This window comes from Variovorax sp. V93 (assembly GCF_041154485.1).
Classification (GTDB): Bacteria; Pseudomonadota; Gammaproteobacteria; order Burkholderiales; family Burkholderiaceae_C; genus Variovorax; species Variovorax beijingensis_A.
Genome location: NZ_AP028670.1, coordinates 125,809 through 139,776 on the forward strand (window position 1 = coordinate 125,809; position 13,968 = coordinate 139,776).

General features: G+C 64.4%; 14 protein-coding genes. 11 read left to right on the top strand and 3 right to left on the bottom strand.

Annotated features, from left to right (window positions below; all coding sequences use genetic code 11):
- The first annotated feature begins 7 nt into the window (after nt 1-7).
- The 4 genes from adeC (at nt 8) to ACAM54_RS26610 (ending at nt 4,105) form a co-directional block, all read left to right on the top strand.
- Nucleotides 8-1,474 carry an AdeC/AdeK/OprM family multidrug efflux complex outer membrane factor gene (gene adeC, locus ACAM54_RS26595; RefSeq protein WP_369651767.1) on the top strand — a complete coding sequence of 489 codons (1,467 nt, stop codon included), beginning with the start codon at nt 8-10 and terminating at the stop codon, nt 1,472-1,474.
- Nucleotides 1,471-2,100, top strand: coding sequence for a TetR family transcriptional regulator (locus tag ACAM54_RS26600; RefSeq protein ID WP_369651766.1), 630 nt, complete (start codon nt 1,471-1,473; stop codon nt 2,098-2,100). Before adeC ends, ACAM54_RS26600 begins: the two co-directional genes overlap by 4 nt.
- Before the next feature lie 86 nt (nt 2,101-2,186).
- The gene (locus tag ACAM54_RS26605; RefSeq protein WP_369651765.1) at nt 2,187-2,807 is read left to right on the top strand and encodes a TetR/AcrR family transcriptional regulator; all 621 of its coding nucleotides are present in this window, start codon (nt 2,187-2,189) and stop codon (nt 2,805-2,807) included.
- The gene (locus ACAM54_RS26610; protein WP_369651764.1) at nt 2,804-4,105 is read left to right on the top strand and encodes an NAD(P)/FAD-dependent oxidoreductase; all 1,302 of its coding nucleotides are present in this window, start codon (nt 2,804-2,806) and stop codon (nt 4,103-4,105) included. Before ACAM54_RS26605 ends, ACAM54_RS26610 begins: the two co-directional genes overlap by 4 nt.
- Before the next feature lie 267 nt (nt 4,106-4,372).
- Here ACAM54_RS26610 and ACAM54_RS26615 read toward each other — a convergent pair whose 3' ends face one another.
- Complete coding sequence (locus ACAM54_RS26615) at nt 4,373-5,068, bottom strand: FadR/GntR family transcriptional regulator (protein WP_369651763.1); 696 nt, start codon at nt 5,066-5,068, stop codon at nt 4,373-4,375.
- A gap of 187 nt (nt 5,069-5,255) precedes the next feature.
- On the opposite strand from ACAM54_RS26615, the gene ACAM54_RS26620 reads away from it, so the two are divergent.
- Together ACAM54_RS26620 and ACAM54_RS26625 are read left to right on the top strand one after the other, a co-directional pair.
- Nucleotides 5,256-6,137: a fumarylacetoacetate hydrolase family protein gene (locus ACAM54_RS26620; RefSeq protein WP_369651762.1), complete on the top strand. Its 882-nt coding sequence runs from the start codon at nt 5,256-5,258 to the stop codon at nt 6,135-6,137.
- A 90-nt stretch (nt 6,138-6,227) separates the two neighbouring features.
- Nucleotides 6,228-7,211, top strand: coding sequence for a Bug family tripartite tricarboxylate transporter substrate binding protein (locus ACAM54_RS26625; protein WP_369651761.1), 984 nt, complete (start codon nt 6,228-6,230; stop codon nt 7,209-7,211).
- Here ACAM54_RS26625 and ACAM54_RS26630 read toward each other — a convergent pair.
- On the bottom strand, nt 7,187-8,071 hold the full coding sequence (locus ACAM54_RS26630) for a helix-turn-helix domain-containing protein (protein ID WP_369651760.1): 885 nt from the start codon (nt 8,069-8,071) through the stop codon (nt 7,187-7,189). The two genes, ACAM54_RS26625 and ACAM54_RS26630, sit on opposite strands and share 25 nt — an antisense overlap.
- A gap of 294 nt (nt 8,072-8,365) precedes the next feature.
- Here ACAM54_RS26630 and ACAM54_RS26635 point away from each other — a divergent pair, with 294 nt between their 5' ends.
- The gene (locus ACAM54_RS26635; RefSeq protein ID WP_369651759.1) at nt 8,366-9,148 is read left to right on the top strand and encodes an alpha/beta fold hydrolase; all 783 of its coding nucleotides are present in this window, start codon (nt 8,366-8,368) and stop codon (nt 9,146-9,148) included.
- Between the two features lie 66 nt (nt 9,149-9,214).
- Nucleotides 9,215-10,555: an amidohydrolase family protein gene (locus ACAM54_RS26640; protein ID WP_369651758.1), complete on the top strand. Its 1,341-nt coding sequence runs from the start codon at nt 9,215-9,217 to the stop codon at nt 10,553-10,555.
- 76 nt (nt 10,556-10,631) lie between these two features.
- On the opposite strand, the gene ACAM54_RS26645 is transcribed toward ACAM54_RS26640, so the two are convergent.
- Nucleotides 10,632-12,224, bottom strand: coding sequence for an IclR family transcriptional regulator C-terminal domain-containing protein (locus ACAM54_RS26645; protein ID WP_369651757.1), 1,593 nt, complete (start codon nt 12,222-12,224; stop codon nt 10,632-10,634).
- A gap of 174 nt (nt 12,225-12,398) precedes the next feature.
- Between ACAM54_RS26645 and ACAM54_RS26650 the strand changes: the two genes are divergently transcribed.
- From ACAM54_RS26650 to ACAM54_RS26660, 3 genes are read left to right on the top strand one after another with little or no spacing between them, the layout of a single operon-like run.
- Nucleotides 12,399-13,208, top strand: a complete 810-nt coding sequence (locus tag ACAM54_RS26650) for a ribonuclease activity regulator RraA (protein ID WP_369651756.1) — start codon at nt 12,399-12,401, stop codon at nt 13,206-13,208.
- Nucleotides 13,209-13,221: 13 nt separating this feature from the next.
- Entirely contained in the window at nt 13,222-13,677 is a 456-nt protein-coding gene (locus tag ACAM54_RS26655) for a nuclear transport factor 2 family protein (RefSeq protein ID WP_192324093.1), read from the top strand.
- The gene (locus ACAM54_RS26660; RefSeq protein WP_369651755.1) at nt 13,674-13,967 is read left to right on the top strand and encodes a Dabb family protein; all 294 of its coding nucleotides are present in this window, start codon (nt 13,674-13,676) and stop codon (nt 13,965-13,967) included. The genes ACAM54_RS26655 and ACAM54_RS26660 overlap by 4 nt, the downstream gene beginning before the upstream one ends.
- Nucleotide 13,968 lies beyond the last annotated feature (1 nt).

The window sequence follows — 13,968 nt, forward strand, 5'->3', positions numbered from 1 at the left end:
TTCTGTCATGAATCTTTTGCGCTTCACACCGCTCGCGCTCGCCGCCCTGATGGCCGGCTGCAGCCTGATGCCCACCTACCAACAGCCCGCAGCGCCCGTGCCCGGCAAGTTCGCCGGTGACACGAACGGCGACCCGGCATCCACACCGGTCGCCGATCTCGGCTGGCGCGACGTGTTCACCGATCCCTCGCTGCAGCGCGTGATCGAGATGAGCCTTGCCAACAACCGCGACCTGCGCGTGGCGGTGCTCAACATCGAGAAGGCCCGCGCCCAGTACCGGGTGCAGGACGCGGCGCTTTTTCCCACCGTCAACGCCAGCGCCGGCGGCAGCGGCAGCCGAACCCCGGCCGACCTGTCGTCCACCGGCGAGGCGCTCACCGCGCGCCAGTACAGCGCATCGCTCGGATTCAGCGCCTACGAGCTCGACCTGTTCGGCCGCGTGCGAAGCCTGAGCGCGCAGGCGCTGCAGCAGTTCCTCTCCACGGCCGAGGCGCGGCGCAGCACACAGATCACGCTCGTGGCCGAGGTGGCGACCAGCTACCTCACGCTCGCCGCCGACCAGGACCGGCTGAAGCTCGCGCGCGACACATTGCAGAGCCAGAGCGACTCCTACCGCCTCAACCAGCGCAGCTTCGAGCTGGGCGTGGCATCGGCGCTGACGCTGAGCCAGGCTCAGACCAGCGTCGACAGCGCCCGTGTCGACGTCGAGCGCTACACCTCGCAGGTGGCGCAGGACCGCAATGCGCTGGCGCTGCTCGTGGGCGCCGAAGTGCCGGGCGAACTGCTGCCCCAGGCCTTGCCGGACGGCGCGGCAGCGTCCACGAGCCCGCTGGCCACCATCCCGCCAGGGCTGCCTTCGGAACTGCTGCAGCGCCGGCCCGACATCCTGCAGGCGGAGCGCGATCTCAAGGCGGCCAATGCCTACATCGGCGCGGCGCGCGCGGCCTTCTACCCACGCATCAGCCTCACCGCGTCGGCCGGCACGTCGAGCGCGGAGCTCTCGGGCCTCTTCAAGGGCGGCTCGGGCAGCTGGAGCTTCGCGCCGCAGATCTCGCTGCCAATCTTCGACGGCGGCGCCAACCGCGCCAACCTGAAGATCGCCACCGTGAGCCGCGACATCTCGGTAGCGCAATATGAGAAGGCCATCCAGACGGCGTTCCGCGAGGTTTCGGATGCCCTGGCGCAACGCAGCACGCTCGGGCGCCAGCTCGATGCGCAGCAGTCGCTGGTGAACGCAACGGCGGACAGCTACCGACTTTCGCAGGCGCGCTTCCAGCGCGGTGTCGACAGTTACCTGAGCGTGCTCGACTCGCAGCGCTCGCTCTACACCGCCCAGCAGGACCTGATCGGCACGCGCCTGTCGCGTTTCACCAATCTGGCGACCTTCTACAAGACGCTGGGCGGCGGTTGGGTCGAGACTTCGACAACCCCGATGATAGGGGCACTCGCACGCACCGCGGAACCGGCGTCATGAGGCGCGGTCGCGCTGCGACCGAAGTCACCCGCGCCCGGGTGCTCCGGGCCGCCCTGGAAACTTTTGCGGCCAGCGGTGTGCGCGCGACCACGCTGGAAGACGTGGCGTCGCTTGCAGGAGTGACGCGCGGCGCGGTGTATTGGCATTTCGAGAACAAGGCCGCACTGGTGGCCGCGATCGTCGATCAGCTTCAATGGCCGATGGACATCGGGCCGGACATCGCCGCCTATCGCGCACACGCGAAGCCGCTCCAACTCTTGCGCGAGCACATGTGGCGACAGATGACTCGCTGCATGGAGGATCCAGATCAATGGCTCGCCGCGCAATTGGTGCTTCTGCCTCCGGAGCGGGCCGAGTTGCCTGTGGGCGTGGCGACTCGGCTGGTGCGCACGATGGGTGACGCGGTGGAGCGACTGAGCCAAGTGATGACCGTGGCCTGCGAGCGCCGCCAACTGCGGGAGGGACTGCGTCCGGCATGCGTAGCGCGCTGCCTGCATTCAGTGGGCATCGCCGTTCTTGCCGAGCATGCCAATCAACGGGAAGACTGCAGACGGCGTGCATCGCCGCTATGCATCGACCTGTTCATGGCCGGCGCCTGCAGCGATCTTGCTGCGGTGCTGTCATGAGCCGTGCTCAATTGCGTTCCCGAAACAGATTGAGTACCCAAAAAATCTTGATCGTACGCACTTCATCGCACACGTGAGATCACGAAATGAGCTCTCAGACAGATACCAATCTCGATTCAGGCAACGATGAGTTGCGCCGGAACCAAGTGCTGGATGCCGCGGCGGAATGCTTCCGTCGGGAAGGCATTCATGGCAGCAGCGCCGCCACCATCTGCCAGGTTGCTGGTATCAGCCCGGCCGGCCTCTATCGCTACTTCGCCAGCAAAGAAGCGATGGTCGAAGCCATTGCCGAACGCGAAGAAAGCGACATGGCTGAACTCGTGCGCCGCATGGAACAGGACTTGGGCGGTGGAAACCTTGCGACCCGGCTGATTCGTCGGACTCACGAGATGGTCGAGCGCAACAGCGATCCGGCTTCTGTCGGGTTGATGCTTGAGCTGGCAGCCGAAGCGGCGCGCAACCCCGCTGTCGCAAAGATCTTGCAGAGGACCGATCGTGCGGTCAAGAAGCGCTTTCTGGACATGACACGGCGCATCGGTTTGCCCGCAGGACTGGACGAAGCCACGCTCATGAAGCGCATGGATATGATCGCGGCGCTGTTCAGCGGCTTGGCGTTTCGTTCCATCGTCGACCTGCGGCGAGACCGTGCCACCGTCGTGGACATGACCAACGAGCAAGTACGGCTCCTGATCGGGTCAACGCCATGAGCGCGCCTCACCTGCATCCGCGGCGCATCGTGGTGGTGGGAGGTGGTGTCGCGGGCTTGATCCTGGCGACTCGCCTGGGGCGCACACTCGGCGCCACAGGGCGTGCCGCGATCACCCTTGTCGACCGAAGCCCCACGCATGTTTGGAAACCCATGCTGCACACCATCGCCGCAGGGACCTGGAACATCTATCAACAGCAGGTTCAGTATCTGACACACGCCCGGGCTCATGATTTCAGCTATGTGCCCGGCGAGCTCGACGGCATCGACCGTGCCGCCCGACGTGTCCATTTGGCGCCGATCCGGCTGGAAGGAGAAATGGTGGCCGAGGCTCGCGAACTGGCATACGACGCACTCGTGCTGGCATTGGGCAGCAGCGCCAATGACTTCGGCACTCCGGGAGTCAACGAGCATTGCCATTGGATAGACAGTCAGGCGCAGGCAGATGCCTTCAATAGACGCTTGCGTGCACACGTGGCGCGCAGCTTCGTGAACGGGAACTATATCGATGTCGCGATCGTGGGCGGCGGCGCGACAGGCGTGGAACTGGCCGCGGAGATGAGCCGCATGGTCGAGCTTGCCGCCAGCTATGGAACCGAAAGCGGCATTCGTCAGCGCCTCCGTCTGACATTGCTGGAAGGCGCGCCGCGAATACTCAACGCTTTTCCGGAAGCGGTTTCTATTTCGGCGTCGGCCCAGTTGCGCGCGCTGGGTATCGATGTTCGCACCAAGGTGCGAGTCATGGCAGCCGACGCCAAGGGATTCGTGCTTGAAAGCGGCGAACGGATCGACGCCGCTCTCAAGGTGTGGGCCGCCGGCATCCGTGCGGCCAACGGCATCGCGGACTGCGGACTCGAACTGAACAAACTCGGGCAAGTGGTAGTGACGCCGAGCCTGCTGGCCAGCGGCGAAGACTGCATCTTTGCCATTGGCGATTGCGCCAGCCTGGTACCGCATGGTGCCGAGCTGCCGCTTCCATCGACAGCCCAGGTCGCCAACCAGCAAGCGCTGCATCTGGCAAGACATCTTCCGGCATGGTTGTCCGGGAAGCAGTTGCCGCCGTTCAACTTTCGCGACTTCGGTGCTCTCGTTTCACTCAGTGACTACAACGCCTTTGGAACACTGGGTCGCTTCGGTTTCTTCCGGGGCGGCTTTATCAAGGGCCGCTTCGCACAGTTGAGCCATGCGCTGCTCTATCGCAGCCATCAGCTTTCGTTGCACGGCCCCAGCCGCGCAGCGCTGCTGTGGTTGGCCGAGCGGATCAACGCGCTGGTCAATCCAAAGATCCGAATCAGTTGAAGCGCAGCAATGATCTGGCGGACGAAGGCTGAGGTACGGCGCAAGGACACATGATGAACACTCGGACGCGTAAACCACCCAAGCCATGCGGCCCACCGAGATGGTGGGAGACCATGGCAGGCGCACCTTTGGCATATTTCATGGTGCTGGGCGGGTTGTTTTGGGCACCGTTTCTCTTGAAGAAGCTGTTCGTGCCTTAGAAAGCCCATTTGCTTCATCGCGCGGTCCCGCCGCAACTTGCTCGCTTGCCCCCCATGCGTCCAGGCTCTAGGAACCCAGCAGATTGCGTCGCACGTGAAGGAGGTGGTCTCGAGTGTGCGCCGTTGCACGCACCAGATCGCGATCGGTGAGCGCGCCCACGATCTGGCGGTGCTCGGCCTGGTAGGAAAGGCGCCGTTCCTGCGAAAGGCTGTGGCGCTTGAGCGCTCCCCAATCGTCCTGAGCGCGTGCCTGTTTGATCAGCCGAAATATGTTCGTGACCAGTGAGTTGTGCGCGGCGAGCGCAATGGCTTCATGCAGTTCACCGTCCCATACCTCGAACTCTTCCATGCTTCGCGCCGCCTCGGCCTTGTCGCAGCAGTGCGCCATCTTTGCGAAGTCGTTCTGCGAGGCATTGCGGATGATGAGCTCCACGATGCTCGGCTCGATGGCGAGCCGGGCATCCATGAGCTCGGCCGGACTGATCGAACCCGCCCCGGTTGCCAGCACCGTGTCCGGCTCGGCCGGCCCGCCGTTGCTCAACTTGTCCGGGTCCAGCCGGTCGCTGACGAACGTACCGCTGCCGACCGTTTGGGTGATGAGACCAGCTGCCTTGAACTGCGCCAATACCCGCCGAACCGTCGAGCGGCCAATGCCGAAGGATTCGCTGAGATGACGCTCGGTGTCGATCCTGTGCCCCCGAGGCCATTCGCCGGACTTGAGCTTGCTCAGGATTGCTTCTCTCAATACCGCCGCGCTGTCCATCGTGGGTCCTCTTTCGGTTCAGATCATATCAAGTGGTTGTCAACAAAGAGCCAACGCCAAACCAATTCGAACCAATTGAGCTGATTATTTAAGCAACGGCCTGAAAATTGAACCTAAGCAACCCAATTCAGTCCATAATCGACCAATCGAATCAAATTGGTTTGAACATTAACCCAATTGGAGCAATATGAAGATCGGACGTGTTTCTCATCTCGGGCGAGTGCGCATGGTGTTGGTCGACGAGGCCAACACGACCGTTGCATTCATTGGCGGAAGCTTCTCGCGCCATCTGAATCCGGTCCAGGCCGTGATCGAGCGCCGCATGACATCGGCAGAACTCGAAGAACTGGAAGTCGGCAGGGCGGACTTTTCCGAGGTCACCTTTCTCTCGCCGATCTCCGTGCCTGTGCGAAACATCTTCGCGGTAGGCAAGAACTACATCGAGCACGCCGCCGAGTTTGATGCGAGCGGCTTCAATGCCACGCGTGGCGCCGCCGCAGTGCCCGCCTTCCCTCAGATCTTCACCAAGGCGACAACTTCGCTCGCGGGTCCTTCCGATGACATCGTCTTCGACCCGGCACACACCTCGTCAGTCGACTACGAGGGCGAGATCGGCGCCGTGATCGGCACGGAATGCCGCAACGTCTCCCCCTCGGATGCTCTTGCGAAAGTGTTCGGCTTCATCGCCCTCAACGACGTGACAGCGCGCGACCTTCAAAAGAACCATGCACAATGGTTTCTCGGGAAGTCCCTCGACACGTTCTGCCCTGTCGGTCCATGGATCTCCACGGCGGACGAAGCTGCGATCGATTCGCTCAAGGTGCAGACCTGGGTGAACGGCGAACTCCGCCAGGTCGGCTTGTTCAAGGATCTGATCTTCGACGTTCCAACCTTGATCTCGACCTTGTCGAAGGCGATGACGCTTCTGCCCGGCGACATCATCGCGACCGGCACTCCCGTTGGTGTCGGCATCGGCCATTCCCCGCCCAAGTTCCTGCAGCACGGCGACCTCGTTCGCGTCACCGTCACGGGGCTGGGCGAGCTGAACAACCGCGTTCGCGCGAAGTGACCGGCCGGGCTGAGCCCCTCCTGCATCGCCCCCGGCGCGAGCGGTACGCCGGACAGGCGGCCCATTCAAAAAGAACGGAGACAACACAAAATGATCGATTCGAAGAAACGCCGGGTGCTGATCGGCTTGGCCGCTGCAGCATTGCTTTCCCACGTGCCGGCCTCGGCACAGGACGCATACCCGGCGAAACCGATCACCATGGTCGTGCCCTTCCCGCCTGGCGGCGCGGCTGACATTGCTGCGCGGCCGGTGGCGGAAGCCATGGGCCGCTACCTGAATCAGCCGGTCATCATCGAGAACAAGGCGGGTGCCGGGGGAGGCATCGGCATGTCGCAGGTCGCGAAGGCGAAGCCTGATGGCTACACCGTGCTCATGGCCCTTTCCTCCATCGTCGTGCTGCCCGAGGCGGACGTCGTCCGTCAGCGCCGGCCCATGTTCGAACTCTCTCAACTGCAGCCCATTGCCCGCTTCACGGCGGACCCGGTGGTTCTCGTGGTCAGGGCCGACAGTCCGTGGAAGAACTTCGAGCAATTCGCCGCGGCATTGCGCGCAAAGCCGAGTGGATACACCTTTGGATCATCGGGCAACTACGGGACGATGCACGTCCCGTTCGAACAGATGAATGCAGCGATCAATACCTCCATGCTGCACGTTCCCTTCACCGGTGCGGGCCCTGCAGTCGTGGCGCTTCTCGGCGGCCAGGTGGACGCCCTGGCCACCGGCCCTTCGACGGTTGCTGGCCATATCCAGGCCGGAAAGCTTCGCGCCCTTGCGCACTGGGGCGAGCGCCAAATTCCGACACTTCCCACAGTGCCCAGCCTGAAAGAATCAGGAGTGCCGGTGGCCTACCTGCAATGGACCGGTGTATTTGCCCCGGCATCGACGCCGAGTGCCGTCGCGGCCAGGCTGCGGGAGGCTGCCAGGTTTGCCGCAAGCGACACGCGTGCGCTCCGATCCCTGGAGGCAGCAGGCACCTACATGCAATACCTCGACACCCCCGAGTTCACTGCATTTGTTGCACAAGACGCGCAAGCCATGGCGACGGTTGTTCATCGCATCGGAAAGGTCGACTGACCCCGTTCACGCGGAATCCCCGTCACGGTCACGGGCAAAGGGTCCCGCGTCGCGCGCTTGAAGATGGACGGCGAGACGCCGGTGTGCTCCTTGAAAAATCGCGAGAAATTTCCGGGAGCAGAGAAGCCGAGATCCAACGCGACGTCTGTCAGTGCGCTGCCTTCCGCCACGCGCCGCATGGCTTCTTCGACGCGAACGCCGCTCCAGAAGACCTGCGGCGTCGTGTTGAGTTGGTCGCGGAACAGGGCGAAGAAGTGGCCGCGCGACAAGCCCACCTTGGCTGCGATTTCATCAATGGTCGTGATCTCCGACACATGCTCCCGCATGTAGGCAATGGCGCCGCGCAGCCGTTGGTCGAGCAGCACGCCCACGCTGGCCGCAGATGGTTCGACACCGCCGGCGGTGGAGGAGGTCGCGATGGCGGCCTCCAGCAGCCGTTCGACCTCTTTGTCGATGGTCGATCGGACGTCCTTGGCGGAGATGATCAGATCGAGCACACGCCAGCATGATCGGCGCAGCGCGGCGTTGATGGGTACGCGAGGCGAAGGAAACCGAAAGCTGCGTCCTGTGGCGTTGCCGAGGTTGTCCAGCCACTCTTGCGAAATCATGAAGACCAGGAACAGGCAGGAACCGCCGCCGCTGTCCATGACCATGTCATGCGCCTCGAACGCGTTGACGCCCAGCGCAACGTTTTCGCCATAGGGAACGACTTGGCTGCCCACGTGGGCAACTGCACGCGTACCGCCGAGCCAAAGGGCGAGTTGCGATTCCGAATGCGCGTGCGCAACCAGGTTGGCACGCGCTTCCAGAACGATCGCCGTACCAAACGCCCCTTCGCGTAGCGCATATGCCTTCGACATCTCTCGGGTCCTTGAATCATGGATCAACGGCGCAATTGTTCGTCCGGACGCGCCTTGCGATCCCTCATTTCCGGGTAAATCCCTAGCACTTCACCTGACTCCGTGATACGTCACAGGATGCGGCGATAAGCGTCCGGGCGCTCCCGTTTCTACAGTTCCCTGATCCCGCGGTACCTTGACCGGCATCACGGAATCCGCAGACAAAACACAGGAGCACACCGCCATGCGCATCGCAATCTGCCTCTTCGACGGCACTCGACGCTTCATCGAGAACAAGTTCGTCTGAGCGGTCCCATGGCGACACAGTTTATCCACGGCCTGGCCGTCGAGGTCGACGGCAGCGGCGACGCGCTGCTGTGCATTCATGGGCTTGGCGGCTCGTCGAATACCTGGACGCCACTTCTTGCAGCGTTGTCGGATTTCAAGCTCATTCGCCCGGACCTTCCCGGCAGTGCACGTTCGCCACTGCTTCAGGAGGCGATCTCGGTCGAGGGTTGTTCAGCGGCTCTTGAAGCGTTGCTCGCCAGCCTGGGCGTCGAATCGATGCACGTCGTTGCGCACTCGCTCGGAACCGTCGTTGCGCAGCACCTCGCGGTGCGCAATCCTGGCAAGCTCAGGTCGCTCGTGCTCTTCGGCCCGCTGGTCGCGCCGCCTGAGGCGGCCCGGCCGAACCTAATGGCGCGCGCAGCAGCCGCGCGTGGCGGCGCAGCGGCCATGCAGGAGATCGCCGACACCATCGTCAAGGGCGCCACCAGCCAGGACACGAAGGCGCAGCAGCCCGCAGTACTTGCGCTGGTAAGGGAAAGCGTGATGCGCCAGCCGCCGGAGGGCTATGCGCAAAGCTGTGAAGCGCTGGCCGCTGCGCAGCCGGCCGAGATCGAGCGGATCGAGGTGCCGACATTGCTGGTCACGGGCGACCAGGACGGCGTCTCCCCTCCCGCCAGCGTGGCCGCCATGGCTTCGCGCATCGCAGGATCGCGACAGGTGGTCCTCGAAGGCTGCGGCCACTGGACGACCTTCGAAAAACCACAGCGCTGTATGCAGGAACTCGAACAGTTCTACGCATCGCTGCACTGATCTTTTCTTTCAACCGCTCACGTTCCCTCAACCCGTTTCCGGCACCACGGCCGGAGGAGACAAGCCATGACACGTACAGCATTCACCAATGTCCGCATCTTCGACGGATCGGGCGAGGACGCCTATGTCGGCGATGTTCTGGTCGAAGGCAAACGTATCGCTGAGGTCGCGCGCGCGCCCAAGCGCGTGAGCACCGACGACGCGCGCGTGATCGAGGGCAAGGGTCGATTTCTCATGCCAGGCATGACCGAAGCACACACGCATTTCTCGTGGAACGACCAGCCTTCACTCGCCGCGATTCAGTTCATGCCGCCCGAGGAACACATGCTGTGGTGCGTGCGGGTCGCCAAGCGCTATCTCGACATGGGCTGGACTTCAGCCATCGGTGCGGCGGCAGCCAAGCCGCGGCTGGATGTCGTGCTGCGCAATGCCATCGACGCCGGCGAGTTTCCCGGGCCGCGCTACCTCGCGGGCAGCCAGGAACTCACCACCATCGGCGCGCTGGGCGACAACACCTTGCCGCACATGAAGTTCGAGGAGCTGAGTTTCGGCAGCGTGTGCAGTGGACCCGAGGAGATCCGCAGATCCGCCCGGACCTTCATCAAGTATGGCGTCGATCACCTGAAGATCAATTTGTCCGGCGAGTACATTGCCGGCCTGCCGGCCGAAATGTCTCCGTTTGCCGAGGACGAAGTGGCGATGCTCGCCCAGGAGGCCAAGCGGTATGGCAAGCGCATGGCGGCCCATGCGCGGTCCAGTGAATCGGTGAAGCAATGCGTCCGGCACGGCATCGAGATGGTGTATCACGCCAGCTTTGCGGATACGGAAGCGCTGGACATGCTCGAAGTCGCAAAGGACAGGCACTTCGTTGCGCCAGGTATCGGCTGGCTGATTCGTACCACCTACAACGCGGCCGAGTACGGGATCACCGAAGCCGTCGCCACCCAGATGGGCTACAAGCGGGAGCTCGAGATTGCATCGGCAACGCTGCGCGAGATGCACAAGCGCGGCATTCGTGTCCTTCCAGGTGGCGACTACGGTTTTGCCTGGATGCCGCACGGTACCAACGCGAACGACCTGCAGTACTTCGTCGACTACGTCGGCATGACGCCGAAGGAAGCGTTGATGTCGGCGACGAAGCTCGGCGGCCAGATCATGCAGCGCCCCGACGAACTGGGGCAGCTGAAGGCGGGCTTCCTGGCTGACATCGTTCTCGTGGACGGCGATCCGCTCCAGAACCTTGCACTGCTGACAGATCCCGCGAAGGTTCAGCTAGTGATGAAGGACGGCGTGATCCACAAGGACTGCGCCACGCCGGTCCCGGCCCAGGCGGCGCTGCACCTGGAGGGCGCGGACTCACCCCTACAGGAACAAGGCGTTCGGGAAGCGCTGGCGGAGATGACCTGAACCGGACGCCGGAACAGCGCCTATAGCCCGAGACCGTTCTGCACGTCGATTCCGCGGTTGAGACGGACGTACCTGGTCAAAGGGCCAGAGACAGTACTCGCCCTGACAGAGGTGCATTGGTCAGTGTGTCGATCGGCACGCTGTGCCGCGCGGTCGTGATGACCAACCTTTCCCCCTCGCCCTCGACGGGCGGTGCAAAAGCCAGGTCGGTCGCACACGGCACGGGCAGTCCAACCACCCGGTCGAGCTGTCCGTCCGCCGTGAAGCGAACCACCGACCAGCCGTCGTGTAGCGCCGTCCAGATACCACCGGCCGCGTCGAACGCCAGGCCGCTGATGCGCCCGGACCCTCTGGGCACGGTGGCGAGGCGGCGCACGATGCCCCTCTCCTGCTGCAGCTTCAAGATCGTGCCGGAACCCGGGGCGGTTGCATAGAGCATCTGGTCCTGCGGGTGCCAGCCGAGCGCCTGCACAGGCTCGCCTATGCGCCATTGCACGTCGAGCGTGCCATCTTCGCGCAGGCGGCCGATGGCCGAGCCAGCCTCAGGCAACGCCAACGCGGCCCAGAGGATGCCGTCCTTGCCGTTGCAGGCCGCGAGCACCTGGCCCGAAAGCCATGGCGCGAAAGGCGAAGACCGCCCGTCGGCACAGACCCGCTGCGCACCGCGCTCGTGCACCGCGACCACGTCGTCGCCATGGCGCAGCAGCGCGACCACCGGCGCCTCGATGTTGGCGAGTTCGCGGTCCCGCCCATTCGCATAGAGATGCACCGAAGGCGCGAGCGCATCGGCCCACCAGAGCCGGCTGCCGTCGGCAGACCACAGGGGATGCGCCCCATGAAATGCCCAATGGCCGGGCAGCGCCGTCACCGCCGCCTCGGTCTCCGGTGCTGGATCAGTGCCGACCGCTTGGAGTTGAGCGCCGATGCGGCGCGCAGCCTCTGCCACCTCGGGCCCCAGCAGTTCGAGCCGCCCCCGCGTGAGCCGGTACGCCGGTCCCGCCACGCTGATCGCCCCGCGCACCTGCCCCGCCGCATCGACCACCGGCGCGCCCACGCAACGCACGCCCAGCACGATCTCCTCGTCGTCGATGGCGTAGCCGCGCGCCTTGGTGATGCGCAGCTCGGCCTGCAGGCGGCGCCGGTCGGTGATGGTGAGCGGCGTGAACGGCTTCAGCACCGCGTCGCGCACGATGGCATCGCGCGCCTCGTCGGGCATGGCCGAGAGAATGGCCTTGCCCTGGCTTGTGCAGTGCACCGGCTTGCGCTGCCCGAGTACGGCCGCCGAACGCTGGCTGTGCGCGCCGTCGCAGCGCTCCAGCGAAATGACTTCGCGCCCATCGAGCGCGGCCAGGTAGCTCGTCTCCCCCGTGAGGTCGCGCAGCGCGCGCAGTTCGAACGCGGCGGCCGCCACGAGGTCGGGCATGGCGTAGGCCTGGCGTGCCATCTCGAAGCAGCGGAAACCCAGGCAGTAGACCTTGCGCAGCGGATCACGCCGCACGAGCCCGCGCGCGACCAATGTGGCGAGCAGGCGGTAGACGGTGGTGCGCGGCAGGTCGAGTTGTTCGGCCAGCTCGCTCTGGCCCAGCCCTCCGGCCGAGGAACCGATGGCGTCGAGCACGTCGAGTGCCTTTTCGAGGGCACCGGTGCCCTCGCCGGGAGTGGTGGCCATAGTGGAGAAGCCCTTGTTTGCCTGTTTGTCTCAGATAACGGTACTGCGTGTGTCGTGCAGGGCAGCAACGCAGCTGCAACCCATTCTATTTTTGGACCTGTCTCCTTACAGTGAGTGTTCCGCCCCCGCGATGACCTGTGGTCTCGTCCGATCCCACCATTTGAGACAGCTTCCATGACGACGTCCCTGCCCAAGCCGCTGGCCAGCATCCCCCAGCGCGCCCCCACTCCCTTCGTGCCCGATGCGGTGCTCGACCGCCTCGCCAAGGCCACGAGCGGCTCGCTGACCACGCAGCTCTACATCAAGGGCTTTCGCCAGCCGGTGCTGCACGGCTTGACGCCGTTGAACAAGAAGATCAAACCATTCGCAGGCCGGGCCTACACGATGCGTTTCATTCCCGCGCGGGAAGACGTCGACGTGTACGGCAACCTCACGACCGAGCCCAGCGCCGACAACCTGCAGTGGGTGGGCGTGGAGCAGATTGAACCCGGCCACGTGCTGGTGATCGACAGCAACAAGGATGGCCGCGCCGCCTCGATGGGCAACATGCTCATCACCCGCATGATGATGCGCGGCGCGCGCGGCGTGGTCACCGATGGCAGCTTTCGCGACGGCACCGAACTGAAGGAAATGGACTTTCCGATCTGGTGCACCGGCGTGACCGCGACCACGCGGCTGTCCTACCACCACGTGGCCGACCTGCAGGTGCCGATCGGCTGTGCCGGCGTGGCCGTGTACCCCGGCGACGTGATCCACGGAGACGGCGACAACATCACCGTGATCCCCGCGCATCTGGCCGAGGAGATGGCAGACCTGTGCGAGAAGCGCGACGACATCGAGGCCTACCTGGCCCTGCGCGTGCAGGCCGGCGAGGCGCTGTGGGGCCTGTACCCGCCCAGCGACGCGACGCGCCGCCAGCATAAGGAATGGGTGGCCGCCGGCCGCCCCAAGATCAAGCCCGCGCAGCCCGCCGGCGCGCGCTGAACCGGAAAGAGACATGACCTACTACGCCCCCGACTACTACGACGGCCTGATCCGCCGTTACTTCGACGCCTGCAATGCGGCCGACTACCAGGCGCTGATCGACTGCTTCACGCCCGACGCGGTGCACTACTTCCCGGCCGGCCTGCCGGAGGTGCCCTGGCGCACGGCCGACACCATCGCGAAGAAGTGGATCTGGTGCGTGGAGACGCTGGGTTCGCAATGGACCATCGAGCGCATCCTGATCAGCCACGACAAACCCGAGGCCATGATCGAGTGGACGCACTGGAAGAACAAGAGCGGCACGGCGCTGCGCGGCGCCGAGTGGTACGACTTCGAGAACGGCAAGATCAAGGAGATCCGCGCCTACTACGCCTCGCCGGCCGACAAGGGCACGCCCATCAACGAACTGGTCGACTTCGACTATGCCGGGCGTGGCTACGCGCTCAAGAGCGAAGGGACTGCCAGGTGATCCGCCACGTCGTGCTCTTTCGCCGCAAGACGGACGTCGAGAAGGACCTGGCGCGCGAAGCCGCGCTGGCCGAGCGGATGGCTGCCCTGGGCGCGCAGATTCCGGCGATCCGCCACTGGCGCGTGGCCGCGAACGAGCTCGTGCGGCCGATCAGCTGGGACTACGTGCTGGAGTCCGAGGTCGAGAGCGCCGCAGCGCTCGACGCGTACCTGTTCCATCCCCTGCACCAAGCCTTGGTCGCAGATCTCAAGCCCTACTTCGACTGGGCCGCCGTCGACTACACCGTTTAAC